This window comes from Polaromonas sp. P1_F6 (assembly GCF_056405695.1).
In genome coordinates this window covers 377,152-401,353 of sequence record NZ_JBFUBQ010000001.1, presented here as the reverse complement: position 1 = coordinate 401,353, position 24,202 = coordinate 377,152, and the positions used below count along the sequence as shown (strand labels likewise).

General features: G+C 60.5%; 22 protein-coding genes. 13 read left to right on the top strand and 9 right to left on the bottom strand.

The genetic code is table 11. The annotated features are described in order from the left end of the window. Positions 1-2 precede the first annotated feature (2 nt). A complete protein-coding gene (locus tag AC1DY9_RS01910; RefSeq protein WP_477665665.1) occupies positions 3-653 on the bottom strand; it encodes a LysE family translocator in 651 nt (216 codons plus the stop codon). A 38-nt stretch (positions 654-691) separates the two neighbouring features. After that, complete coding sequence (locus AC1DY9_RS01905; RefSeq protein ID WP_457280162.1) at positions 692-1,474, bottom strand: SDR family oxidoreductase; 783 nt, start codon at positions 1,472-1,474, stop codon at positions 692-694. Positions 1,475-1,599: 125 nt separating this feature from the next. On the opposite strand from AC1DY9_RS01905, the gene AC1DY9_RS01900 reads away from it, so the two are divergent. The 12 genes from AC1DY9_RS01900 to AC1DY9_RS01845 all read left to right on the top strand — a co-directional run bounded on the left by AC1DY9_RS01900 (position 1,600) and on the right by AC1DY9_RS01845 (position 16,065). Next, positions 1,600-3,285, top strand: coding sequence for an electron transfer flavoprotein-ubiquinone oxidoreductase (locus AC1DY9_RS01900; RefSeq protein ID WP_477665664.1), 1,686 nt, complete (start codon positions 1,600-1,602; stop codon positions 3,283-3,285). A gap of 460 nt (positions 3,286-3,745) precedes the next feature. Then, positions 3,746-4,858: a UDP-glucose 4-epimerase GalE gene (gene galE / locus AC1DY9_RS01895; protein ID WP_477665663.1), complete on the top strand. Its 1,113-nt coding sequence runs from the start codon at positions 3,746-3,748 to the stop codon at positions 4,856-4,858. 144 nt (positions 4,859-5,002) lie between these two features. After that, positions 5,003-5,335 carry a hypothetical protein gene (locus tag AC1DY9_RS01890; protein WP_457280159.1) on the top strand — a complete coding sequence of 111 codons (333 nt, stop codon included), beginning with the start codon at positions 5,003-5,005 and terminating at the stop codon, positions 5,333-5,335. A gap of 2 nt (positions 5,336-5,337) precedes the next feature. After that, positions 5,338-6,861: a lipopolysaccharide biosynthesis protein gene (locus AC1DY9_RS01885; RefSeq protein WP_457280158.1), complete on the top strand. Its 1,524-nt coding sequence runs from the start codon at positions 5,338-5,340 to the stop codon at positions 6,859-6,861. A gap of 126 nt (positions 6,862-6,987) precedes the next feature. Beyond that, the gene (locus AC1DY9_RS01880; protein WP_457280157.1) at positions 6,988-8,355 is read left to right on the top strand and encodes an O-antigen ligase family protein; all 1,368 of its coding nucleotides are present in this window, start codon (positions 6,988-6,990) and stop codon (positions 8,353-8,355) included. Then, entirely contained in the window at positions 8,352-9,320 is a 969-nt protein-coding gene (locus tag AC1DY9_RS01875) for a glycosyltransferase family 2 protein (RefSeq protein WP_457280156.1), read from the top strand. The genes AC1DY9_RS01880 and AC1DY9_RS01875 overlap by 4 nt, the downstream gene beginning before the upstream one ends. Positions 9,321-9,323: 3 nt before the next feature. Beyond that, positions 9,324-10,403, top strand: a complete 1,080-nt coding sequence (locus AC1DY9_RS01870; protein ID WP_457280155.1) for a glycosyltransferase family 2 protein — start codon at positions 9,324-9,326, stop codon at positions 10,401-10,403. Beyond that, positions 10,400-11,503 (top strand): acyltransferase family protein, encoded by a 1,104-nt coding sequence (locus AC1DY9_RS01865; RefSeq protein ID WP_477665662.1) that lies wholly within the window; start codon positions 10,400-10,402, stop codon positions 11,501-11,503. Before AC1DY9_RS01870 ends, AC1DY9_RS01865 begins: the two co-directional genes overlap by 4 nt. Positions 11,504-11,505: 2 nt before the next feature. Next, positions 11,506-12,684 carry a glycosyltransferase family 4 protein gene (locus AC1DY9_RS01860; protein ID WP_457280153.1) on the top strand — a complete coding sequence of 393 codons (1,179 nt, stop codon included), beginning with the start codon at positions 11,506-11,508 and terminating at the stop codon, positions 12,682-12,684. Continuing rightward, positions 12,681-14,372, top strand: a complete 1,692-nt coding sequence (locus AC1DY9_RS01855; RefSeq protein WP_457280152.1) for an FAD-dependent oxidoreductase — start codon at positions 12,681-12,683, stop codon at positions 14,370-14,372. Before AC1DY9_RS01860 ends, AC1DY9_RS01855 begins: the two co-directional genes overlap by 4 nt. Continuing rightward, positions 14,369-15,397, top strand: a complete 1,029-nt coding sequence (locus AC1DY9_RS01850) for an NAD-dependent epimerase/dehydratase family protein (RefSeq protein WP_457280151.1) — start codon at positions 14,369-14,371, stop codon at positions 15,395-15,397. The genes AC1DY9_RS01855 and AC1DY9_RS01850 overlap by 4 nt, the downstream gene beginning before the upstream one ends. After that, positions 15,385-16,065: a serine acetyltransferase gene (locus AC1DY9_RS01845; protein WP_457280150.1), complete on the top strand. Its 681-nt coding sequence runs from the start codon at positions 15,385-15,387 to the stop codon at positions 16,063-16,065. Before AC1DY9_RS01850 ends, AC1DY9_RS01845 begins: the two co-directional genes overlap by 13 nt. Here the strand turns inward: AC1DY9_RS01845 and AC1DY9_RS01840 are convergent. Beyond that, positions 16,024-16,791, bottom strand: coding sequence for a WecB/TagA/CpsF family glycosyltransferase (locus AC1DY9_RS01840; RefSeq protein WP_457280149.1), 768 nt, complete (start codon positions 16,789-16,791; stop codon positions 16,024-16,026). The genes AC1DY9_RS01845 and AC1DY9_RS01840 overlap by 42 nt on opposite strands. A gap of 41 nt (positions 16,792-16,832) precedes the next feature. Between AC1DY9_RS01840 and AC1DY9_RS01835 the strand changes: the two genes are divergently transcribed. Beyond that, the gene (locus tag AC1DY9_RS01835) at positions 16,833-17,237 is read left to right on the top strand and encodes a VanZ family protein (RefSeq protein ID WP_457280148.1); all 405 of its coding nucleotides are present in this window, start codon (positions 16,833-16,835) and stop codon (positions 17,235-17,237) included. Here the strand turns inward: AC1DY9_RS01835 and epsG are convergent. The 6 genes from epsG to epsA all read right to left on the bottom strand — a co-directional run bounded on the left by epsG (position 17,224) and on the right by epsA (position 23,940). Next, positions 17,224-18,123 (bottom strand): chain length determinant protein tyrosine kinase EpsG, encoded by a 900-nt coding sequence (epsG, locus tag AC1DY9_RS01830; RefSeq protein WP_457280147.1) that lies wholly within the window; start codon positions 18,121-18,123, stop codon positions 17,224-17,226. The genes AC1DY9_RS01835 and epsG overlap by 14 nt on opposite strands. Then, entirely contained in the window at positions 18,120-19,517 is a 1,398-nt protein-coding gene (epsF, locus tag AC1DY9_RS01825; protein ID WP_457280146.1) for a chain length determinant protein EpsF, read from the bottom strand. The genes epsG and epsF overlap by 4 nt, the downstream gene beginning before the upstream one ends. A 3-nt stretch (positions 19,518-19,520) precedes the next feature. After that, a complete protein-coding gene (gene epsE / locus AC1DY9_RS01820; RefSeq protein WP_457280962.1) occupies positions 19,521-20,405 on the bottom strand; it encodes a polysaccharide export protein EpsE in 885 nt (294 codons plus the stop codon). A gap of 106 nt (positions 20,406-20,511) precedes the next feature. Next, the gene (gene epsL / locus AC1DY9_RS01815) at positions 20,512-21,711 is read right to left on the bottom strand and encodes an XrtB/PEP-CTERM-associated polysaccharide biosynthesis outer membrane protein EpsL (RefSeq protein WP_457280145.1); all 1,200 of its coding nucleotides are present in this window, start codon (positions 21,709-21,711) and stop codon (positions 20,512-20,514) included. A 20-nt stretch (positions 21,712-21,731) separates the two neighbouring features. Next, entirely contained in the window at positions 21,732-23,159 is a 1,428-nt protein-coding gene (locus tag AC1DY9_RS01810) for an undecaprenyl-phosphate glucose phosphotransferase (protein ID WP_457280144.1), read from the bottom strand. Continuing rightward, a complete protein-coding gene (gene epsA, locus AC1DY9_RS01805; protein ID WP_477665661.1) occupies positions 23,152-23,940 on the bottom strand; it encodes an XrtB/PEP-CTERM-associated transcriptional regulator EpsA in 789 nt (262 codons plus the stop codon). Before epsA ends, AC1DY9_RS01810 begins: the two co-directional genes overlap by 8 nt. Between the last annotated feature and the right edge of the window lie 262 nt (positions 23,941-24,202).

Here is a 24,202-nt window from a genome sequence, read left to right as displayed (position 1 = left end):
CGTCAGACAGTGTGCGCAGTGGCTACCAGGCGCAAACCTAGCAGCCCCATCGCACCGGCGGCGGTGCGGTCTACCGCAGCCTTGCTGCGCAGGTAGGCTGCGCGCGGTACAGCGGAAGACAAAACCACCGCCACCACGGCATACCAGCCGGTTTCCATCACGAGCACGCCCACAAGCACCAGCAGGGCTGCGGGCAAGGGAAACTGTGCGGGCAACAGTGCCGCGAACACGCTGCTGTAAACCACCACGATCTTCGGGTTGCTCAGCTGCGTCACCAGCCCCTGGCGAAACGATTGCAGCACCGTGCGGCGCGAAGCGCCCGTGTCACCGCCGCCCATTTCCAGCGGCTGGCGCGCGCCGCGCCAGATATTAAAGGCGATCCACATCAGGTACAGGCCGCCCACGACCTTGAGCGCCATGTAGACACCAGGCAAGGCGGCCAGCAGGGCCTGCAGCCCGGCCAGCGCCAACGCGGCAAACACCAGCGCCCCCAGGCCCATACCCACCGCGGCAGCCAGGCCGTCAGCGCGTGAACGCGAAACCGCGATGCGCGCAACCTGCACAAAACTGGGGCCCGGGCTGACCACGCCCGCCAGCAAGGCCAGGAAGATCAGGCCTATCGGGCCGAGGTAGGGCACTACGGAATCCATCATGTTCTTCTCCGAAAATTAATCTTTGTTATGCCGATCGATCAAACGCCAAACCCGTCGTCGGCTGCAATCACTGCACCATTGACGAAATGGCTCTCGCCACTGGCCAGCATCACCAGCAGTGCATCCAGGTCTTGCGGTTTGCCGATGCGCTTGCGCGGCAACATCTGCACCAGCCTCTTGCCCTGCTCGGTTTCCCAATGGTGGTGGTTGATCTCGGTGTCAATATAGCCGGGGCAGATGGCGTTGACGTTGATGCCGAACTTGCCCCACTCCAGCGCCATGGCTTTGGTCATCTGCACCACGGCGGCCTTGCTCATGCAGTACACGCCGATCTGCGGCAGTACGCGCAAGCCGGCCATGGAGGCGATGTTGATGATGCGGCCGCCGGCATAGTTGCCGGGCCCGGCACCGCGCGAACGGGCCAGCATGCGCTTGCCGACTTCCTGCGCCACGAAGAAGGCGCCCTTCACATTGGTGTTGAAGATGAAGTCGTAGTCTTCCTCGCCGACGTCCTGGATGCGCTGTGTGGTGCTCACGCCGGAGTTGTTGACCAGAATGTCGATGGGCCCGACTTCCGTTTCAGCATGGGCCACACCGGCCTTGATGCTGGCGTGGTCGGTCACGTCGAGCTCAACCACATGCGCATCGCCACCCGCAGCCTCAATCTGCGCGCGCAGGTCCTTGAGCTTGTCGAGCCTGCGGCTGGCCAGCACCACGGCCGCGCCGGCACGGCTCAGTGTTTTGGCGAACTGCGCACCCAGCCCGCCGGATGCACCGGTCACGAGAGCGACACGCCCCGACAGATCAATGCTGTAAGCCATTAGAGGCTCCTCTCTCAATTTAAACCGTACAAAAGAGAACGACCGTTCGCATCGCCGCATTCGCGACATAAAATCCAACGCGAGACCGACAATCCTTCCTGAAAATCATTATCAGCGAGTCCCCGATGAATACCCAAGAAATTCTGGCCCAGTTCGGCCCGCGCGAAGCAATGGAATATGACGTGGTCGTGGTGGGCGGCGGACCCGGCGGGCTGGCTACCGCCATTCGCCTGAAACAACTGGCCGCAGAAAAAGGCACGGACATCTCCGTGGTGGTTCTCGAAAAGGGTTCCGAACCCGGTGCCCACATTCTTTCGGGCGCGGTGATGGACCCCAAGGCATTGACCGAACTGATTCCGGACTGGAAAGCGCAAGGCGCGCCATTGAACCAGCCTGTCACCGCCGACGAGGTTCTTTTTCTCAGCGAGAAAAGCGCGATCAGGACGCCCGCCTTTTTTGTGCCCGACTGCTTTCACAACGAAGGCAACTACGTCATCAGCCTGGGCAATGTGGTGCGCTGGCTGGCGCAGCAGGCCGAAGGCCTGGGCGTTGAAATCTTCCCGGGCTTCGCGGCGGCCGAAGTGCTCTACAACGACGACGGCTCCGTCAAGGGCGTGGCCACCGGCAACCTCGGAATCGGCAAGGATGGCCAGCCGACCGACAACTTCCAGCTCGGCATGGAACTGCACGGCAAGTACACCGTATTTGCCGAAGGCGCGCGCGGCCACCTGGGCCGCCAGCTGATCAACCGCTTCAAACTCGACGAAGGCCGCGACCCGCAAGGCTACGCACTGGGTGTGAAAGAGCTCTGGGAAATCGACCCGGCCAAACACAAGCCGGGCCTCGTGATTCACACCGCCGGCTGGCCCATGGACAGCCAGACCTACGGCGGCGGCTTCATGTACCACCTGGAAGACAACAAGGTCACGCTGGGCATGGTCACCGGCCTGGACTACACCAACCCTTACCTCAGCCCGTTTGAAGAGATGCAGCGCTGGAAGACCCATCCCAGCATCAAGCAGTATCTCGAAGGCGCTAAGCGCATCAGCTACGGCGCGCGTGCCATCACCGCAGGCGGCGCATTGAGCCTGCCCAAAACCGTGTTCCCCGGTGGCGCGCTGATCGGCTGCGAAGCCGGCTACCTCAATGCCGCCCGCATCAAGGGCAGCCACGCGGCCATCAAGAGCGGTATGCTGGCCGCTGAGGCCGCCTATGGAGCGGTCACCGCCGGCCGCCAGCACGATGAACTGGCCGCTTACCCTGAAGCCTATGCCAAGAGCTGGCTCGCGCAGGAGCTCAACCAGTCGCGCAATTTCAAGTCCTGGTTCAAGAAGGGCCTCTACGTCGGCGCCTTCATGACCGGCATCGAGCACTGGCTGCTGCCCAAGCTGGGCTTCAAGTCGCCGCCCTGGACCATCCACAACAGCATTCCGGACTACGCCAAGCTCAAGCCGGCGGCCGAGTGCACGCCCATCGTGTATCCCAAGCCCGACAACAAGATCACCTTCGACCGCCTTAGTTCGGTTTTCGTCTCCAACACCAACCACGAAGAGCACCAGCCCGCGCACCTGACGCTCAAGGACGCGAGCGTGCCGGTGAGCATCAACCTGGCCAAGTACGCCGGCCCCGAAAGCCGCTACTGCCCGGCCGGTGTCTACGAGTTCGTAAAGAACCCCGACAATACCGACCGCCTGCAGATCAACGCGCAGAACTGCGTGCACTGCAAAACCTGTGACATCAAAGACCCAACACAAAACATCGTGTGGGTCACGCCCGAAGGCGGTGGCGGACCCAACTACAGCGGCATGTAAGCAAAGCATCTCCATCAACAAAAGCCCGGCCTCCCCCGGGCTTTTTTCATGCGATTTGCTACGCCGGGTTAATTCCCGGGAATTCAGCGCACTGTGCGAGCAGTCGCAGCAGCCCCTGATCTTTGTGACTTTTTGTCGTTTGCCGTTGGGATGCCAACTGCTCACGAACAGTTCAGCTGCCCGCCAGCTGGCGATTTGCAACCGTCATTCACAAGTGCTTACCGAACGATTCGAAACGCTTTGAGGCCAGCGTGACAGCTTCCCACGCACATATGCGGCTTACGCTGACATCCTTTCTCCACGCGTCAAAGACACTCGTACCTAGCCCCTGAAAGGGAATGGTCTGGTGATGTCTGGATGCTGCCTGTCCATGCAATCCCTCACGCGAACATGTTTCAGCAGTGTTACGCCGGCGCCGTGACCCGTATCAAATCAACCCGCTGCCATGCAGCCTTTTGCAATGACCCTGAACAAACCCAGTGTGCTATTAACCGGTGGGGCCGGATACATCGGAAGCCATACTTTTGTGGCGCTGGTGAATGCCGGCTACCAGCCTGTCATCCTCGACGACTTTTCCAACAGCCATCCTGCCGTGCTGCACCGGCTGCAGCAGCTGACGGGTCAGCCCGTACCCTGCGAACGCGGCAACGTACTGGACACCGATTTTGTGGCCGGAGTCCTGCAACGCTACCACTGCGTTGCGGCCGTCCACTTTGCCGGGTTCAAGGCCGTAGGGGAAAGCGTGCAACGCCCTCTCATGTACTACCAGAACAATGTTGGCGGCCTCCTGAGTTTGTTGCGGGCGATGGAAACGACGGACTGCCGGGCCGTAGTCTTCTCTTCAAGCGCCACGGTCTATGGGGACCCCGCCACCGTGCCCATCAACGAGCAGTTTCCATGCATGCCGGAGAGCCCGTATGCCCACACCAAACTGATGTGTGAAAACATCCTGGCATCGCTGCGTATTTCAGATGCGGCGTGGCGGGTCGGGGTGCTGCGCTACTTCAACCCGGTGGGCGCGCACCCCAGTGGACTGATCGGCGAAGACCCCAACGGAATCCCCAACAACCTGATGCCCTACGTCACCCAGGTGGCCGTGGGCAAACGGGCCACGCTCAATGTGTTCGGCAATGACTACCCCACACCCGACGGCACCGGGGTGCGCGACTACCTGCACGTCACCGACCTTGCAGCAGGCCATGTCGCCGCAGTCGATGCTTTGCTGGCAAGCGGCAAGAGCTTTACGGTCAATCTGGGCACCGGCGAGGGCACCAGTGTTCTCGGTGTGGTCCAGGCGTTTGAGCGGGCAAGCGGACGGCCGATTCCTTATGAATTTGCACCTCGACGAGCCGGGGATGTCGCACAGTACTTTGCAGATGTTTCCCTGGCCGGCAGCCTGCTGGGCTGGCGTGCCACATGCACGATCGATGACATGTGCCGCGACTCCTGGCACTGGCAGCAGCGCAATCCCGAAGGCTACAGGAACACCTCTGAAACCGATATGGACATATCTGCATCTGAGCCCATGCGCAATAGCCCGAACGGACTCATCCAGCCGGCAGTCAGCATGTGAGCAATTCAAGTCTTGCCCCAAGAATGCGCCACGCTTTTTTGAACTCAATAAATAGCATAAAGCGCGCCATGAGCCATTCGGACTATTGTCAATTGCTGCACTGCACAACAAACTCTTTTCCTGCTTTGACAGAAGGAAAACCCTATGTTTCGAACCCTGTTTACCGCCATTTTGGCCACCTGGATTGCTTCAGCAACGGCGTCTACCAACCCGCCTGCAGCGCCCGCAGCGGTGACGCCAACGGGAGCTACCGCCAAAGCGACACGTATGAAACTGCAGCCCGGCACTGAGCCGGTCAAGGTCAACACAGTCCACAGTGTGGACGCGGTGCGCAGTGGCCAATCCGGCCTGGGTGTCACGGCGGCGGGCGAGGCAGATACGGACGAATCCGGATGGCACCCTTACGGCACGCTGCTGGCCACATTGGCGTTGATGGGCGTGATTGCCGTTCGCCGCCATAAAGCAGAGAGGTCTTGAGGATGAGTGGCCTCGGCCGTCCGGGTGTTGCAGCGGTCAAATGGAGCGCCGTTTCCACAGCGGCACGCTTTGGGCTGCAGCTGGTGGCCCAGGTGATTCTGGCCCGCACCCTGGGGCCGGAGATTTTTGGCGTTTTTGCCATCGGCATGGTGGTACTGACATTCGCCACATTTGTCTCCGGTTTTGGCTTCAGCTGGAGCCTGTTGCAACGCACCACACTGAGTGACGAAGATGTCCGGTTTGCCTGGACATGGCAACTGATCGTGGGTATTGCCACCATGCTTGCCCTGTATTTTCTGGCGCCGCTGCTGTCGGCTTATTTTCGGGAGCCGCGCTCGCAATTCGTCATTGAATGGTTATCGGTGGCGTGCCTGCTGGGTGCTGCGGCAGCACCGGCTACCTACCTGCTGCAGCGTGACTTGAATTTCCGGGCAGTGGGACTGATTCAGGTCGGCAGCTATGCCGCTGGGTATGTGGCTGTTGGGGTGCCGATGGCACTGCTTGGCCAGGGTGAGGCTTCGCTGGTAGCGGCCTGGCTGGTTCAGGCGGCTGTCGTGTTTGTTGCAAGTTATGCCCTCAAGCCGCATGCGCTTCGCCCGCTGTTCTGGTATGCCGATGCAAAGTCCGCTGTCGGCACGGGGCACACGGTCTTTTTGACCAATATCGTCAACTGGGTGCTCAACAACCTTGATCGGGTATTGATAGGCCGGTTGCTCAACGCGCAATCGCTGGGTCTCTATAACGTGGCTTACAACCTGGCCACGATGCCCAACACCTTGCTGCTGGGCGCACTTCAGCCCGCGTTCCTGGCGGCGGGCGCACGCCTGCAAAACGACCGGCCACGACTGGGCCGCGCTTATCTGCAGATGCTGGCCACCATTGTGGTGTTGGGACTCCCCGCCTTTGCGACGCTTGCCTTTCTGTCGCCCGACATCGTGCGTGTGCTTTATGGGCCCGCATGGAGTGGGGCAGCCTGGGTGCTGGGAATTTTGTTCCTCTGCATGCCGGCGTACGTCATCTGGGGACTGTCGACACCCGTGCTGTGGAACACCGGACGCAAGTACTACGAATTTGCGCTGCAGCTCCCGCTGATCGTTTTGGGCATCCTCGGTTTTTACCTGTTTGCAGGCCAGGGAATCCACATGGCTGCAGTCGTGGCGGGTCTGTTGCTGGTACTGCGCGCAGCCGTTACGGCTACGGCTGCATTCCGTGCACTGGAGCTTGGCTGGATGTCCCTGCTACCGGATGCCCTGCGCGGGTTTCTTCTTTGTGCCGCTTGCGTTTTAGGTGTGATGGCAGGTCAGCACGCGGTTGCACGGTTTGATATTCCCCTGCTCTCGCTGCTTGCCGGAAGCCTGTCCGCAGTAGTCCTGCCGGCATTGCTGCTTGCCCTGAGGCCGCAAATGCTGGGGCGGGAAACATCCGAAATGGTCATCCGGTTTGTCCCCGGACTGGCGAAGTTTTTGCGCCGCGGTGTTTCGGCACCACGTACCGATCTTTCCAATTCCCTTGAGCAGCCACTCTAAGGAGCTATCCTGGATCAACCCATCGTTATTTCGGTTCTGGTTGCCGGTGCCATTTTGGCGGCGCTTTTGGCGACGCTGGGCATGGCGGGTGCAGTTCATGTCACGTCACGCCGTGCGCACGGGTACATGCATGTCATTTTCTACGCCATCCTGGCAATGGTGGCCCTGAACAATTTCCTCTCGGGGCGCGACCTCTCCAGCAGTGCATTTAAATTGGACGAAGTTGCGGTGGTGGTGCGCCACCCGTTGGTGGCTTTGGCGCAGCCGCTGGTTTCCCTCTTGCTGCTCACGCTGGCGGGGGAACGCATCATCACGCACTGGCTTCAACGCGACAAGACGGTGCAGGCCCCCCCGGTGATGTTGATCACCTTTGTTCTTTTCTGGGCAGGCACGGTGGCCTCACCGGCTCTTCTGGGCCTGCATCCGCATGTGTCACACGATTACGTGTACCCGCTGCTCATCGGCATCGCGGCAGTGCTTGCCACCAGCATGGAAAGAGACCTCGCATTCAAGGCGGCTCGCAACGCCCTGCTGCTCTTTATGGCAGCGGGCTTGCTGCTGATCCCTTTCAAGCCAACGCTGGTGCTGGACCTCTCCTATACACAGGGCTTGCTGCCTGGTGTACCGCGGCTGGCAGGGCTGGCTGCACATGCCGTGTCACTCGGCATGCTGGCTCAGCTGGGCTTGCTGTGTCTTCTCGCGCGTCCTCTGCAGAGCGTCTGGCTGAATCGCCTGGCGTGGGGAATGGGGCTCCTTGTCCTTTTTCTCGCTCAATCCAAAACAGCCTGGATTTCTTTTACCCTGTGCTCCGCCTGCATTCTTGCTGTACGCCAGGGGCCCGCGTTTCTGCGCCGCGCCACTGACCCGGTGCGGCCGGAATTCGGCATCGTCTCGTTGGTGGGGTTCATGGTTGCGGTGGCCGGCGTCACGTTGGTGCTGATGTTTGGCGATATCGATGCGCGTCTGTCCAGCTTCTTTGACAGCGCCCAGGGCGCGCAACTCGCGTCCATGACCGGCCGTGATCAGATCTGGGCAATTGCCTACGACGAATGGCAGCGCAACCCTGCGTTCGGCTACGGACCCACCCTGTGGGATGTCAGTTTCCGTGAAAGCATCGGTATGCCCAATGCGACCCACGCGCACAACCAGTTTATGGACACGTTATCGCGCTCCGGCACGGTGGGTGCCGCTGCATTGGTGTTGTACGCACTGGTGCTGCTGGTCCTGTCCATCCGCTATGCACGTGCCAGCGGCGGCCTTTCACTGGCGTTGTTCGTGGCGCTGGCACTGCGCGCCATCAGTGAAGTGCCGCTGCTGCTCTTCGGTTACGGCCCCGAGCTCACTACCCACGTGCTTTTGCTGATGACACTGGCCGCTGCAGCGCGCGAAGCCCATGCCCGCAGAGCGCAGCCGGCAAGCTTGCCGGAAGGCGCCATGCCCCGCTTCGCCGGGAACTTCCATCCGTCCCCGGCTACCTCTCGAGCCCGACCATGAAATTTTCGATTGTCATTCCGCTTTACAACAAGGCACCGTACATCAACGACACCATCGCGTCGGTGCTGGCACAAACCTTCTCGGATTTTGAGGTCATTGTGGTGGACGACGGTTCCACCGACGGCGGTGCGGAACTGGTAACGTTCATACCTGACCCGCGGTTGCGCCTGGTGCGCCAGGCCAATGCCGGTGTTTCCGCCGCCCGGAACCTGGGAATTTCTCTGGCAAAAGGCGAATGGGTTTCCTTTCTCGACGCCGATGACTGGCACCATCCCCAGTACCTGGAAACCCTTCTGTGGACGCAGGCGCGTTACCCGCAGGTCGACACGGTGGCCACCGACTTCCTGCCGGTTCCCGATACCCACACCATGTGGCCGCCGAACTGGCCAGTGCTGGCAGATCAACCGGAAGTGGAACTCATCACCGATCTGCCGCGGCGCTGGATGAGCGCGCCGTCGCTGTGCACCAGCGCGGTGTCCGTGCGAAGCACGCGCTTGCGGCAAATGCAGCCATGCTTTCCTTCGGGAGAGTCGCACGGCGAAGACCTGGATCTATGGTTCCGTCTGGCTGAGAAGACCCCCGTTGCGCTAGTCCGGTCGCCCTTGATGGCGTATCGGCTGGCGGTGGAAGGCGGCCTGACAACATATCACCCCGACCTGGCCATGCCACCGTTTCTGGAACGCATGCGGGAACGTGCACTTTCAGGGACCATGACCATCATGCAACGCCGGTCTGCACTGTGGCTTGTGGCGCAACACGAGTTGACGCTGGCACGGCAGGCACTGGCATCCGGAAGCCGCCGTGAGGGCTTCGACTGGCTGGTGCGCGCCCACCGCGCGGCTACCGGAAGACGGTGGTGGCTGACGGCGGCCATGCTTTTCATGCCGGGCCAGGTGGTAAAAAACTGGCAGCTTTGGCGCACGCGCCGGACGGTTCACACCGGCAGTCCGGCCGAAGCAGGATAAAAAATGAACCCCAAATCACCCCGCAAAATCATCCCTCTCTGGCATTCCTGCCGGGTCTCCGTGGTCATCAAGGCACTGAATGAGGAAAAACGCATCCGGGCGACCATCGAGAGTGCGCTGCGCGCTGTTTCCGCCGTGGGCGGAGAGGTCATTCTTGCGGACTCCTGCTCGACCGACAGCACAGTGGAACTGGCATGTACTTACCCCATCCGTATCGTCCAGCTGGCCAATCCCAACGAGCGCTGCTGCGGCGTGGGCCCGCAACTGGGCTACCAGCATTCGCATGGCGACTTTATTTATATCCTCGATGGCGACATGCAGATGCAGGAAGGCTTTCTTGAGAAAGCACTCGATTTTCTGGATGCCCATGAGGACGTCGCAGGCGTCGGCGGACGCGTGGTGGAGCAAAACACCGAGAGCCTGGAATACCTGTCGCGTGGAGAACGCGCCTCGCCGCACCTGCTGCCTGGCAAGGTCGACCGGCTCGACGGCGGAGGCCTTTACCGTCGCACAGCCATTGAGGCCGCGGGCTATCTTTCCGACCGTAACCTGCACAGCTATGAAGAGTTTGACCTGGCCATCAGGCTGCGCGCTCTCGGCTGGCACCTGTGGCGCCTGCCGGTGGATGCCGCCAATCACTTTGGCCACGATGCACCACCCTATCGCTTGTTGATGCGGCGCTGGAGCACCCGCTATATCTGCGGGCTGGGCGAACTGGTCCGCGCTGCCGCCGGCCAGCCCCGACTGCATCTGGCGCTGCAGGGCCTGCGGGAACTGCGCCTGTACCTGGCCGTCCTGGGCTGGTGGGCGGTCATGGCCAGCCTGGTATTCTGGCCGGTGTCGGCTCCCCTGCGCATGGCATTCTTTTGCATCATCGTCACGGCGCCGGTGTTGCTGATGACCTGGCGAAAACGGTCTGTCACCAAGGCGCTGTATTCGGTGATCTCATGGTGCTTCAATGCCGCAGGCCTCATACGCGGCCTGCTTCGCCGGCAACGCCCGGCTGGCGAGGCCATCGCGAGCCGGGTACTCAAGGACTTCTCAATGGCGCCTCGCCAGGTAATTCAGGGGAGCGCGCATTGAGCGGCCCAGATGGAAGCCTGCAGAAGCAACGGGCGACGCAGCAATTCACGGGCATACAGATTCTGAGATTTGCCGCGGCCATGCTTGTCGTGGTCATGCACATTACCCAGGCGATCTCCATCCACATCGGCGGAACCGGGCCAACCCACTATTGGGCAGACGGCTCCGCAGGAGTGGACATCTTCTTCGTCATCAGCGGTTTTGTCATGGCCATGTCAACGTCGGCATTGCCTTCCGACGCTGCGTCCCGGGTCAATGCCGCCTGGGTGTTCATGCGAAGGCGCTTGCTGAGGATCGCGCCGCTCTACTGGTTCTATACCTTGTTGAAGGTCGTCCTCTTGCTGGCTTTGCCGACCCTCGCGTCCCGCGCGTCCGTCGAGCCCGGGCATCTGGCCGCCTCCCTTTTGTTCATCCCTGCCGTGAGCCCGTGGGGCCTCGTATTGCCCGCGCTGCCCGTCGGCTGGACATTGAATTTTGAAATGCTTTTTTATGCGGTTTTTGCGGCAGCCATTGCGCTGGGCGCACCACGCATCCGGTTTTGTTTGCTGGTTTTTCTGCTGATTTTCACGGCTGGGCGGTATGTACCGGACTCGGTGGTGCTGGGTTTCTACGCCCAGAGCATTGTTTTTGAGTTCATTCTTGGGGTCTGCATTGCCTATGCCTTTTTGCATTTCCGGCATGCATCGCCAGGAGTCGGCCTAATCGTCATCGCCGCTGGCGTGATGTTCATGTTTATCCCTGACTGGGGGCACTCGGCCGACCGTTTCGCCACATGGGGCTGCGGTGCTGCGCTGGTCGTCCTCGGGTCAATCTGGCTCGAGCCATGGACCTTGCGTGCGCCACTGGCTTCCCGCCTGTCTTTCCTGGGTGACGCTTCCTATTCCATCTATCTCTCGCACACCTTCGTGGTACCGGCCGGTGTGCTGGCGCTGAAAAAACTGGGCGTGCAGGACAGCCTGGCCATCGTGCTTGCTGTGGGCACGGCCGTGGTGGTTGCAGGCTGCATCTCGTACGTGTGGCTGGAGCGTCCCATGACCACCTTCTTCAAGCGCGCACTCTTTAGAAAGCCCGGTCTTTCTTATCAAGGTACAGGAAAGTAATTATGAGAAGTGAATCGCTGCCGCATTCGGCCGCACGAGAACGCGAGGGGCGCTATATCTACCTTGCGTGTCCCTGGACGCCCAAAGGCGGCGGCATGTTCAAGGTCGCGGACTACCTGATTCAGGCCCAGGCGTTTTCCGCCCCTGCCGATGCGGCGGAACTCCGTCCGCTTGACACCCGCGGCGGCGCCAACGCGCTGTATTCACTTTGGGTGCTGGCAACTGCCATGGCCAGAATAGTGCGCGGAAAACTCAACGGCCGGCTGGCGGGTGTCCATGTGAACATGGCCGAGCGGTTGAGCCTCTTTCGCAAGAGCGTGATCATCATTGTCTGCCGCGCCCTCGGTATTCCGGTGGTGCTTCATTTGCACGCTGCGCAGCTGCATCATTTCTACCGGTCGTTGCCCCGTCCGCTGCAGATGCTGACGCGCTGGGTATTTTCGCTGCCGGCCAGTTGTGTGGTGCTGGGATCATCCGCACGGCGTTTTGTGGTCGAAGAACTCGGCGTGCCGGCCAATCGCGTGGAGATCGTTATCAACGGTGTTCCCGAACCTACCCATGCACGGCGCATAGCCTCGGAACAAATCGTGCAGCGCGTGCTCTTTTTGGGAAACCTGTCGGAGCGCAAGGGGGTATCGGATCTTTTGCAGGCGCTGGCGCTCCCGGGATTTGATGCCTCACGAACCGAAGTGATTCTGGCCGGCGGCGGCGATATCGAAGCCTACCGGATAAAGGCAAAGCAACTGGGCATCGAAGCACTGCTTGATTTTGCCGGCTGGTCCGACCAGCAGCAGGTCGCACGCCTGATGGCTCGCGCCGATGTCCTGGTATTGCCTTCTTACGACGAGGGCCTGCCACTGGTCATCCTGGAGGCCATGGCCAACGGCGTTGCGGTGGTCTGCAGCCCGGTAGGCGAAATACCTTCCGTGTTGACCGATGGGGTCAATGCGTGCTTTGTGCAGGCTGGCGACGCAGCCGGTATTGCCAGGGGCCTGCAGCGGGTGCTGAACGAGCCTGCGCTGAGGACTTCACTGGAGCGCAACGGCCGGGCACTTTACGAACAGAACTTTTCCCTTGCCCGTTTCTTTGCCAGCGTTGCGCGCATCCACCAGCGCAATTTCGGCGTAGCAGCCCAACCGCTGCGCACCACCGCCAAATCTGTCCCGGACACCCACCTATGATCACGCAGGCCAATGACATTCAGGCCGGCAGCCGCCTTCAGGCGGACGTCTGCGTAGTGGGTGGCGGCCCTGCGGGCATTGCATTGGCGCTCACCTTGTCGGAGCAAGGGCATTCCGTGCTTCTGCTGGAGTCGGGGCAGCTGCAGGCGCACGCTCCCACCCAGTCGCTCTGCGAGGGAGAAGTCGCGGATGAGCGGCTGCACAGCCCACCCGGCAAATATCGCCAGCGGCGCCTGGGGGGATCCACCGCGATCTGGGGCGGACGCTGCATGCCCTTCGATCCCATTGACTTCGAGACCCGCAGCTACATTCCGCACAGCGGTTGGCCACTGTCTTACGAAGACCTGCTGCCCTACTACCCGCGTGCCAATGCCCTCGCGGAAGCCGGGCGGTTCATTTATGACGCGGGTGAAGCCCTGGAGCCGGAAATCGGTCCGATGATTGCAGGGTTCGACAGTTCGCGCGTGCTGACCAATGGGCTGGAGCGGTTTTCCTGTCCCACGCATTTCGGCAATCGCTATGCACGGCGGCTTGAGCTGGCGCCCAATATCCAGGTGCTGCTGGGAGCCAACTGCACCGCAGTGCGGCTGCACGCCGACGGAAGGGCCATCCGGGAACTCGAGGTACGCACCCTGGCAGGAACACACTTTTGGGTGACTCCGAATACCACGGTACTGGCCATGGGCGGGCTCGAAACGGCGCGTTTGTTACTGGCGTCGCGGGATGTCGTTCCGCAAGGCGTCGGCAACCAGCATGATGTGGTGGGACGCTACTACATGTGCCACATCGCCGGGAATGTCGGCACCCTGACCGTTCATGGGCCCGTCAGCAATGTGCGGCACGGCTATGAAATTTCCCCGGAAGGCATCTATTGCAGGCGCAGGCTGTCTGTGGCCGCCCACGAGCAAAGGCGCCTGGGCCTTGCCAACGCAGTCGCCCGCCTGCATTTCCCGCGCATCACCGATCCGGTGCATCGCAACGGGGTGTTGTCGGGGCTGTTCCTGGCCCGCAAGCTGATCAGCTACGAATACGGAAAGCGGCTCAACGATGGCCATGCCCCCACGGCAGGGACTTACGCCCGCCATCTCCTCAATGTGGTGGCCGACCCTCTGGACACCACGGCTTTCCTGGCCCATTGGTTGGCCAGGCGCTCCTTCGCTGAACGCAAATTCCCGTCAGTGATTCTGCGCAACCGCACCAACCGCTTCAGCCTTGAAGTTCATGGTGAGCAAATACCCCAGGCCCACAGCCGCGTCACACTTGCCGGCGCTGTCGATGCGCTGGGCATGCCTCGCCTGAAGGTGGATTGGCGCTACAGCCAGGCTGATATCGACTCCGTCCGCAAAACCCTGGACGTGATGGCTGAAGAATTCGCGCGCAGCGGAAAGGCCCACTTCGACTACAACCGCCAGACCCTTGAGGACGACCTCGTGCGCTTCGGTGCCTACGGGGGACACCACATCGGCACCGCACGAATGGGCAATGACGTGCGCACCAGCGTGGTCAATGCCGACTGCCAGGTTCACTCGGTGCACAACCTGTTTGTAGCCGGAAGCGCCGTTTTCCCTACGTCAAGCCAGGCCAATCCGACTTTGACCCTGATTGCCATGTCGCTCCGGCTGGGCGACACGCTGTCGCATCGCTTGCGTGCAGAGCGGGCACCGATCCAGTTGAAGGAGGCCGCATGAAGGTACTGGTATTGGGAGGGTCAGGCCACATCGGCAGGCGCCTGCTGGAAATGCTGCACAGCACTTCGTGGGCGATCCCCACGGGCGCGTCCAGACAGAAGAATCTTTCGAACGGCACGGAAAAGTTGCGGGCCGAATGGCTGGAACTAGATACCCGAGACGCCGGGCAACTTGCGGTGGCACTAAAAAACTTCGATGCGGTTGTTAACTGCGTGGCGGGCGATGCAGCGTCGATTTCTGAAGGCATGCACGTCCTGGTCGACGCCGCGCTCAAGGCAAACTGTCCGCGCATTGTTCATTTGAGCACCATGTCGATTTATGGCCCTGCAGAAGGCCTTATCCGTGAGGGTGCGCCACGTGATCCCAGCCTGGGTTGGTACGGCCGTGCCAAGTGCGAAGCGGAAACCAGTCTGGAGGAATTTGCTCGTCGCGGCGGTACAGCCGTGATGCTGCGGCCAGGCTGTGTTTTTGGTCCTGGCAGTGAACTCTGGGTCGGACGCATCGGCCGATGGCTTCAGTCCGGGCGTCTTGGCGACCTTGGCATCGCAGGCGATGGTTGGTCCAATCTTGTCCACGTGGACGACGTTTGCCAGGCTCTGCTGGTTGCACTGCAGCTGCCGGTGGCTCCAGGCGAGTTGCCGGCTTTCAATCTGGCTGCGCCGGACAGTCCTCGCTGGAACGACTACTTTGTCGACCTGGCTATCGAAATCAGGGCAACGCCGGTGAAACGCATCGGCGGGCGCCAGCTGAGCGTGGACTCCTGGGTAGGTGGCCCGCCACTCAAGGCAGCTGAGCGGGCTTTGAAATTGCTTGGCATCACCGGCTGGCGGCTACCCGATGCGTTGCCACCGGGATTACTCCGTTTGTGGTCACAGCACATTCAACTCGACTCGCAGGCAGCAACGGAACAATTGGGATTGGCGTGGACACCTTATCGCACCGGCGTGCATGACTCGGCCCGGTGGTTCTGTACCGGGGCATCAACCAGCAGCCAAACCATGGAAAAAATAGCATGCCTTCCCTGAAAGCCGATATTCACCGGAAATTTGGACGATCCGACAGGCATCTGGCATTGAAAGGCGCCCTTCTGGATCCGGCATTTCGTGTGGTGGTCACCTTGCGTCTTTGCCAGACAGCCCAGCAACTTCCGCCTGCATGGCGCTGGCTCGCGATGATTCCCGCAAAACTGCTGTACCGCCTGACGAGCCAGCTGGCAGGAATCGAAATACCCTGGCGAACCGCCATTGCGCCCGGGCTTGCACTCACCCATGGCCGCGGCATCGTCGTCAATGCGAACGCACGTATCGGCAGCAACGTCACGCTGTTTCATGGCGTAACGATCGGGCAGCGGGATTACATTGACAGTGAGGGCCGGCGGAACACCGTTTACCCGGTCATTGAAGACGATGTGTGGATCGGTCCGCACGCGATTGTGGTGGGCGGTGTGACCGTGGGGAAAGGCAGCAGGATTGCCGGCGGAGCGTATGTCTTTGAGAACGTTCCCCCCTACAGCGTAGTGATGGGCAACCCCGGTCAGATTGTTAAAGCCAACTGCACACCGGATGTAGACAACCGTTACGCACCGGTAGCCGTAGACGAAGAAAGCCAGCACTTGCGGCCGCAACGTCAATCGCTCGCAGTGAATGCCGCATCAGCGTCGGTTCAGCGAGGCCAGGCGCAAGGCCCGCGTTAAGAATAGCGGATTGCCTATCACGTAGCGCTGAAACAACCGGCGCGGCTCCAGCGCCAGGCGAAACAACCACTCCAGACCGGCCCTTTGCATCCACATCGGTGCGCGCGGTGTTTTTCCACCCAGAAAGTCAATGATGGCTCCGCCGCAAACGATAAGGCAGGGGAAATCCAGCAAAGCGCGCAGCCTGGCCGCCACTTCCTCCTGCCGGGGCATACCCATGCCGAGCACGATCAGCGCCGGTTGATGCTGAACTGCCAGCAGCGCGTATGCCTCTACATCCAGGAAACCATCGGCGGCAATGAGCTGGCTGTGGGGAGCCAGTTCTTGCTGCACACGCAGCCGGCCCTTGGCCAGATAGGGATCACGTGTCCCGAACAACGCAATGCGGCGGCCGTCAAACGCCCGGATCAATTGCGGAATGAAGTCCGTCCCATTGAGATTGAGACCGGGCTGCATCCGTAGCAATTTAAACAGCGTTGCCATGCCGGAGCCGTCCCTGAGCACCAGGTCGGCCGACCGCATTGCCTCAAAAAAAGGAACCGATGCCACCATGGAATTCATCGCATGAGCATTGGCAAAAGCCAGTACCAGCGGCCTGGCAGGATGGCTAAGGGATGCCAGCAGCACCTGGCTGTCGACAGGGCTTTGCACCCGCTCAATCTTTTCCACCAGCAGCGACCAGCGCTGGCGCCAGTCAGCGGGGCCGTCAAAGGAAGAACTCAGCACGGCCTCACCCATTCAGCCTGCGGCATGACAAAATCGTGGTCATGTTGAACACCGTAACCACCGGCAGTCCCCTGCGTACCCTTCGCATCCTGGCGGGCATTACCGTCGTCCTGACGGCCACAGCGCTTTACATTCTTGGCGCACAGCCCGTTGCCGTTGGGCTGTTCCCTTCGCCTTGGGACAAACTGGCGCATCTGCTTGTCTTTGGCATGGTGGGCGTGGCTGCCGGTATTGCAAGCGGCACGCGCGGCTGGCGCATGGCGCTTTGCTGCGTAGCCAGCGCCATCATGGTAGGTGCCATGGATGAGTTGCATCAGGCTTTCCTGCCGGGCCGGACAGCCAGCTGGTCTGACCTGGCAGCAGACGCCGCAGGCGGGCTTCTGGGAGCCGCCGCACATGAGGCCGCCTACAGGCTGGGGGCTGGCCGATTCTTCAAGCATCGTTAAGCACGGAGCCTACCAAAGCCACCCCGAACTCCCGCAGGCTGTGGGTGAAGCGGGTCATTTGCGGCATGGAACTCATGTTCTGCCTCGCCACAACCAGAGCAGCTCCTGCGCGTACGGCCACCGTATGCGCATCGGCGCATTCGCTGGCCGGCGGTGTATCGATGATGATGACGTCAAAGTCTTCGCCCAATGATTGCAACAGTTTGGAAAACTCCTGCCGCCCGAGCAGCTCCTGTGGATTAGGCGGAATGACCCCCGCAGGCAGCACCGACAGATCCTGCAGGGCCGGTATGCTGATGACCGCTTCCGGCCCGGCGCGGCCAGCGAGCATGTCAGACAGGCCCGCAGTCGCCCCAAGGTTAAAAAGCTGGTGCTGCCGTGGCGTCCGCATGTCCGCGTCGACCAGCAAAGTACGTTCCCCCAGCTGTGAAAACACGATAGCCAGGTTAGCCGCGATATAGCTGCGTCCTTCTTTCGCTCCGGCGCTGACAATCGCCAATCCCCGGCGCTCGGCCCCGGTGTCAAACCAGCGCAGCATCAACTGGCTGCGCAGCGCACGCAACTGTTCAACCGGCTGGCTACCCGGCTGGTAAGCCGCCACAAGCTCCCGGCTGAGCTTGGTTTCATTGGCAAGGTAGGGGTAATCAAACTGGACCGAGAGGGCAAAACGCACATCGTCGTCATTCAACAGGCCCAAGGCTTTGCCGGAATCGCCAAAGCGCAAGCCACGGTCCCGCTGAAAATGGAGAATACGTTCGGCATCCGGCGGCGACAGCCGACCTGCGTCCACCAGGATTGTCCCCATGGAGCGGCCGGCACCCGTGGCCGGTTTGCTGGGAACTGTCAGGGGAACCGATCGTATCGTCGGAGCGTTGTTTCTATTCATGCTGTCCCTCCATTGCCTAGCATCAGGCGACGCGAACCGGGAAGCCTGCCGCTTCCTCCATCCGAAGAAATGCTTGCCAGCACAGGCAGGCCCAATATCTGCACAAGGTCTTCAGCAGAGCGTACCCGGCGGTTGGCCAGTTCCAGCAGCAATCCGCATGCAATGCCGAACAAAGTCCCGCCAAAAGCAGCGACCAGCAGATTCACCAACAGTTTCGGGCTCGAAGGATTGACGGGAGGCGTTGCCATGTTCAGCCGCACAACATTGGTCTGATTGCTCAGGCTCTGGAGGCGTGTCTGCGATGCACTTTGGCTGACGGCCTCAAAAGCACGTTGCGCTGACTCCACATCACGGCGATACACATTAAGCTCATCCCGCTGCTTGTTCAGTTCGAGGACACGCGCTTTCTGTGCGCCCACCGCGGCCTGCAGTTCACGCTCCCGGTCTTTGCCCACACGGTAGGTTGTTTCGATAGACGCCGTGATGCGCGCTGTCTCGGTTGCCAGCCGGCTTTTCACGGCGGCCAGTTCGGATTCAGCGCGTTGCCGCTCAGGGTGGTTAGCCCCGAGGCGCACGCTGATTTCCTGTACCTTGGCCTCCAGCCGCGAAAGATCGGCCTTCAGGCCATTGATCAGCGGACTCTGCATGACTTCAGCGACGGTATCTCCACGGGAGCTGCGTTTGCTCTGGCTGTCGGTAGTCTCGCCCTGCACAGTCGTCAGCTGGGAGGAAATTTCCCCAAGCTTCGCGGTCTCGTAGTCCACACGCTCGTCGCTGCTGACAATACCGGCCTTCTGCTGGTACTCCGACAGGCGCGCCTGGGCCTCTTCGAGCTTCGCGCGAGATGCCTTGGTCTGGTCATCAAACCATTCGGCGTAGATCTTGGCAGGTTCCGTCTTTAGCGACAGGTTGGTATCGAGATAGGCCTGGGCAAAAGTATTGGCCGTAGTGGCGGCGACATCCGGATCGCTGCCCTTGTAGGTGATGTTGATCACGTTGCTTTCGCGCGCGGGCCGCACATCCAGGCCCTTCTGCAGGGACTCGGCCAGCCAGCTCTCAAGCGACCCGCGTCCGTCGGTGGCCTCAAGCCAACGGGCTTTGGTGCGTGGGTCTTCATCCAGCTTGAGCATTTTCACCACACGCTGGGCCACACGGTCACCACCGATGATGTCCACCTGGGTCGCCATATAGCTGGGTGCGACCAGGCCGGGCAAGGCCGCGCCGCCGGCAACCGGATCAGGTGAGCGCACGTCAACCAGTACGGCGGCCTGGGCGGTGTACTTGCGGGGAAGCGCGAGGCTGACGGCCAGCGCGGCCAATATGGCCACCAGCATGACGAGCACAACAACCCGATAACGGGCCCGCAGGATCAGCAGGAATTGATGGAGTGTCATGATTTAAAAGAGGCTTTCACGAACATAGATCACATCCTCGGCGCGAACGGGGTCGGTGAGCCGGGGGGTTGTTTCCACGACCTTCCCCGCCGCGTCGCGGCGATGCAGGCGCAGCCGGTTTTCGCTGCCGCGCACCGTGGGTCCGCCGCCCTGGGCAAGCGCTTGCATCACGGTCATGCCCCGCTCAATGCGATACGGTCCGGGGCGCTGTGCCTCGCCGTAGATATAAAACATCGGCGCCTTGTTGACATACAGCGTGTCTCCGCCCGCCAGCACAATATCTTCATCTGATTTCTCGTTCAGAAAGAGTGCCGGGATATCAATCACTTTCCGAAACGGCTTGCCTTCACGCTGGCCGGTCAGGATCAGTACATCGTCACCCGTAGGGGTCACACCGCCGGCAGCAGCCAGCATGTCGCTGACACGGGTGTTGAATGTTTCCAGGGGGAAACGGCCTGGGCGGCTTACCTGCCCCAGCACGGCGACCTGATTGCCCCGTACCTGCCGCAGGACGATGTTGACCTGCGGTACCTTGACGAAACCGCCGGTGCGCAAGGCATCTGCAATTTTCTTCTCGGCCTCTCCAATCGTCAGGCCACCCAGCTGAACGCTGCCAATCAGGGGATAGCTGATCACGCCGCTTTCAGATACCCGTGCGTCGACCGAGAGATCCGGACTCTGGTACACCTGCACGCCAATGGAATCGCCGGCGCCCAGGCGATAGTCCTGGTTGGTCGGCACAGCCGCAGCACCGGCAGCAGCCGGTGCAACAGGCGCAACCGGAGCCGTCACTGCAGCAGACTGACTTGGTGCGGCCGGCTGGGCGAACGCGGGAACCGTCATCGCCAGAAGCAAGGCCAATAAGACCGGAGGAAAGTTACGAATCATGAATTTCATCTTGTTGTCGCCTTTTCGGAAAGCAAAATGTCTGTAAAGGACGCCGCAGGCTGGGGCCACGCCGGCGCCTGAAAGCGGGGTTGGTTGAAGGATTCCATCAAAAGCTCGCTTGTGCTGAAAGACCAAAGGCATTGCTGGTGTAGTCAAAACCCGGCTCAGTGGATTTGCGCCTGTCGCGCTGCACTGAAGCTATCAACTTGAGGGCACGCAGCGCCTGCCACTCAAGTGCCAGGGAAACCAGATTGCTGGTGTCGTGGCGATCCGTTGCGGCAAAGCCCGGCAAAGGCCCCCGGAAGTCGCGTGCGCCGTGGTCGTAGCGCAGGCGAACTGCCGTCTTCTCGCTGGGCTTCCAGGTCGGCGCGATAAAGAAGCGATAGCCTTCGTAATAGCTGGCTGTAGAAGTCTGATAGCTGCCCAGTTCCCGCACCAGGCCTCCGGCAAGACTTGTCTTTGCCGTGATGTTCCAGGTCGCATCAAGCTGGCCGGTAAAACCCGAAAAATCCCGCGCAGCCAATCCGTCGTGCTCGCGGTCGAGGTGGGACAAGCGTGCCCGCAGGGTGGTTTTTCCGGTCGGCGCCCAGTCCAGCCGAACCTCGTGCTCAGTATCCGTAAAGCTCCCCGCAAACGTTGGCGACGGCACCCGGCCCGGATAGTCGCCGTTGCCCCGCTTATAGCGATAAGCCATGGAAGTGTTCGAGGGGAAGACATAGCGTACGCCGCCCTCGGCTCCCCGAATTCGTGAGTCGCCTTCAAAGGTGAAGGGCTGGCTGCTGGTGCTGGTGCGTTCGAAAAGTCCGCCAACCAGCCGCCACGCACCATCGAGCTCGTATTCCGCATCAAACACGGTCGAGCGGTTGGTCCGGCGATTGAGTTGACCTGAATTCTGGACGTCGGCCGTGTTGTCGACAAATTCCCGCCGATCGGAGGTCAGGTTGCCATGCAAGGCCGGCGTAAAACTCCAGCGCCAGGCGGCCGCATAGTTCACCGCGGTGAAATCAAGATTGGAAAAGCGGCTGTAATGATGGTCTTCGACCCCAGCGTCGAGCTCAAATCTCTGAAGCCCGAAAGGCTTGTTTATCTTAAAACCTGCTGTCGTCACCGAAACTGTGTCCGCGCGGTCCGTGGTTCCTATCAATGCCTGGGCATTCGCTGTATCGGACAACCGGAAGACATTGCTGTCGTGCGTGACGGACTGCCCAGCCTTGAACTGAAGGGTGTCAAGCTCATCGGCACGCACCGCCAGGGGAATCAGGCTCAGCAACAAGAGCGGAATGGGAAGGAGGTCGCGGTGAGGCATCAGCTGTCCTTTTTTTGCTTTTAGTAAGCCGCACTGTCCTTGAAGACCAGGCGGATCGTTTTCAGAATGATGAAAAAATCGAGCTGCAGCGACCAGTTGCGCAGGTAATCCAGGTCGCAATCGATACGCGACTGCATCTTGTCGAGCGTGTCGGTTTCGCCGCGCTGCCCATTCACCTGAGCCCAGCCGGTAATGCCGGGCCTGACCTTGTGGCGAACCATGTAGCCCTTGATGAGAGAGCGATACATTTCGTTGTGTGCCACGGCGTGCGGGCGCGGCCCGACGATGCTCATGCGCCCTTGCAATACGTTGATGAATTGCGGTAATTCGTCGAGTGAGGTTTTGCGCAGGAAAGCGCCCAGGCGGGTGATCCGCATGTCATTCTTGCGAGCCTGTTGAATCGTGCCACCGTCTTCGGTAACAGCCATGGACCGGAACTTGTAGACCAGAATCTGCTCACCGTCCAGGCCATAGCGCCGCTGCTTGAAAATAACCGGCCCGGGAGAGTCAAGCTTGACCATGATCCCGATCACCAGCATGACCGGAAAAATCAGGAACAGGATCAGCAGTGACAGCGCGACGTCGCTGGCCCGCTTCAGTACGCCGCTGACACCCCGGAACGGCGTATCACAGACAGATATCACCGTGACCCCGCAGACCGAATCGCTGCGGCCCTGTATCAGGTCGGTAATGAACATGTCGGGGACAAAATAAATCGACGCTGTGGTGTCCTTCAGGCCATCAAGCACCTGCAGGATGCGCGGCCGCGATGCCATGGGCAAGGACAGATAAATAAACTGGATACGGTGCTGCTTGACGTAAGCCGGAAGGTCGTCAATTTTTCCCACCAGTTGGTAGTCATCCTGTGACTCCCTGCGGTCCTCCCCGCGGTCGTCGAAAAAACCCTTCAAATCAATGCCCGAATACGCCGAGCCTGTGATGTGCCGGGCCAGAGAAACGCCTTGCTCGTTCATACCGACGATGACAGCACCCCGAACCGCCCCCTGCAATTTCAGCAACTGCGGAGCGGCAGCACGCAGAGCCACATGCGCACCCGCCTGGGCAACCGGCGCGACCCATAGCCAGTTAACCAATACCGTCATGGAAAATTTATAGAAATATTCGGTGGCAAAACCCGTCAGCAACAACAAGCCGGCAATCCATATCCAGTGAAATGCAATCTTCGAGAACACCTTCCACACGGGCAAACGCAATTGGGAGGTACCGGGAAACGTCAGCGAAAACACGATGACCGACAAAATTAGATAGGCAGGACGCACCGACCCTTCAAAGAACAAAGCCAGTCCCCAGAGCGAGAACACCAGAACCAGAGGGTCCAGCGCGGCCTCCACTGCGGTGAAAAGATGACTTCGACCCAACCCCATGGAGCGGGGTTCGCGCCGGTTAAGCCATGCCGAGGCTGAATTGAGCGGGTTGACATCATCCATGCAAGCTCACCCGCGTAATCCTGGAGACAGCCTGGGCCCGGTTAAATACGTTGAGCTTCTGGAATATGCGCTGCATGTGATTCTTCACCGTATAGCCACTGATGTTGAGGATGGTTCCAATCTCGGCATTGGTTTTTCCCATGGCGACCCAGGCCATGATTTGCGTTTCACGTTCGCTCAGGCCGGACGCGTCGTCGGCTCCGTTGCGCACCGTAACGACAGCTTGCGGGTGCTGCTGTGGCAACAGCGCCATCTGCCGCAGCGCGTTATCAATGGCAGGCATCAGCATCCTCATGGCCTTCAGCCCAGACTCCCTGGGAATCTCATCTGCACGGAAAAACGCATACAGACAGTCCTGGTGCGCCCTTTCGTCATGCATCGCGTGAACGAGCACCGAGCGCATCCCCGCCAGGGTACGGGTGAAGGAGCCCGGCAAGCTCGCATTGCCGAGCAAATATTCGAACTGGCTGAAATTGAGGAGGCAGGGCTGCCCACCGGCCGCCACCCAGTGGTCATGAAGCCGGCCAAGCAAAAAGGGCACGCCGTCTGTACCGTCTGCATAAGAACGTACGCCAGGCAATTCAGAAAGAATGTCGTGCTGGATAGCACCTTCCTGAAAGTCGCCCCAGCCCACCATCAGGATGTCATGTGGAAGGGAATACTGGACGTCACCGCGCAACCATTCGAGCAGGTCGGCGTGCCGGGTGATGGCCGTAGCCTGCGTTATCAGCGCCGTATAGTGCGCAGGATCTTCGCTAAAAAGCGGAGCGTGAGATTTCATGCCTTGATATCACTTCCTGTGTTTTGTTCTGCCCCCTGCCTGCGTGTGCAGGCGTGGCAGAAGGGGCCCACTGAGAATCGTCTAGCTTGGTATAAGTCGCAATACCAAAGACGGCACAGTTGATGTAGGAACAAGACGACTCAGTGTAGGGTGGCAGGCATGCAATTGAGGTGTCAGACCCCGCGCGTATTGGTTGCAACTACGTAACAGCTGTGCGCTTGATGGCAGTTGCTTCGCAAAACGATACGGCTTGCAACAGTTT

Excerpts from the sequence above, each read along its gene's own strand:
- AC1DY9_RS01910 (WP_477665665.1), bottom strand. The coding sequence starts at position 653 with ATGATGGATTCCGTAGTGCCCTACCTCGGCCCGATAGGCCTGATCTTC.
- AC1DY9_RS01905 (WP_457280162.1), bottom strand. The coding sequence starts at position 1,474 with ATGGCTTACAGCATTGATCTGTCGGGGCGTGTCGCTCTCGTGACCGGT.
- AC1DY9_RS01900 (WP_477665664.1), top strand. The coding sequence starts at position 1,600 with ATGAATACCCAAGAAATTCTGGCCCAGTTCGGCCCGCGCGAAGCAATG.
- galE (WP_477665663.1), top strand. The coding sequence starts at position 3,746 with ATGACCCTGAACAAACCCAGTGTGCTATTAACCGGTGGGGCCGGATAC.
- AC1DY9_RS01890 (WP_457280159.1), top strand. The coding sequence starts at position 5,003 with ATGTTTCGAACCCTGTTTACCGCCATTTTGGCCACCTGGATTGCTTCA.
- AC1DY9_RS01885 (WP_457280158.1), top strand. The coding sequence starts at position 5,338 with ATGAGTGGCCTCGGCCGTCCGGGTGTTGCAGCGGTCAAATGGAGCGCC.
- AC1DY9_RS01880 (WP_457280157.1), top strand. The coding sequence starts at position 6,988 with ATGCATGTCATTTTCTACGCCATCCTGGCAATGGTGGCCCTGAACAAT.
- AC1DY9_RS01875 (WP_457280156.1), top strand. The coding sequence starts at position 8,352 with ATGAAATTTTCGATTGTCATTCCGCTTTACAACAAGGCACCGTACATC.
- AC1DY9_RS01870 (WP_457280155.1), top strand. The coding sequence starts at position 9,324 with ATGAACCCCAAATCACCCCGCAAAATCATCCCTCTCTGGCATTCCTGC.
- AC1DY9_RS01860 (WP_457280153.1), top strand. The coding sequence starts at position 11,506 with ATGAGAAGTGAATCGCTGCCGCATTCGGCCGCACGAGAACGCGAGGGG.
- AC1DY9_RS01855 (WP_457280152.1), top strand. The coding sequence starts at position 12,681 with ATGATCACGCAGGCCAATGACATTCAGGCCGGCAGCCGCCTTCAGGCG.
- AC1DY9_RS01850 (WP_457280151.1), top strand. The coding sequence starts at position 14,369 with ATGAAGGTACTGGTATTGGGAGGGTCAGGCCACATCGGCAGGCGCCTG.
- AC1DY9_RS01845 (WP_457280150.1), top strand. The coding sequence starts at position 15,385 with ATGCCTTCCCTGAAAGCCGATATTCACCGGAAATTTGGACGATCCGAC.
- AC1DY9_RS01835 (WP_457280148.1), top strand. The coding sequence starts at position 16,833 with ATGTTGAACACCGTAACCACCGGCAGTCCCCTGCGTACCCTTCGCATC.
- epsG (WP_457280147.1), bottom strand. The coding sequence starts at position 18,123 with ATGAATAGAAACAACGCTCCGACGATACGATCGGTTCCCCTGACAGTT.
- epsF (WP_457280146.1), bottom strand. The coding sequence starts at position 19,517 with ATGACACTCCATCAATTCCTGCTGATCCTGCGGGCCCGTTATCGGGTT.
- epsE (WP_457280962.1), bottom strand. The coding sequence starts at position 20,405 with ATGATTCGTAACTTTCCTCCGGTCTTATTGGCCTTGCTTCTGGCGATG.
- epsL (WP_457280145.1), bottom strand. The coding sequence starts at position 21,711 with ATGCCTCACCGCGACCTCCTTCCCATTCCGCTCTTGTTGCTGAGCCTG.
- AC1DY9_RS01810 (WP_457280144.1), bottom strand. The coding sequence starts at position 23,159 with ATGGATGATGTCAACCCGCTCAATTCAGCCTCGGCATGGCTTAACCGG.
- epsA (WP_477665661.1), bottom strand. The coding sequence starts at position 23,940 with ATGAAATCTCACGCTCCGCTTTTTAGCGAAGATCCTGCGCACTATACG.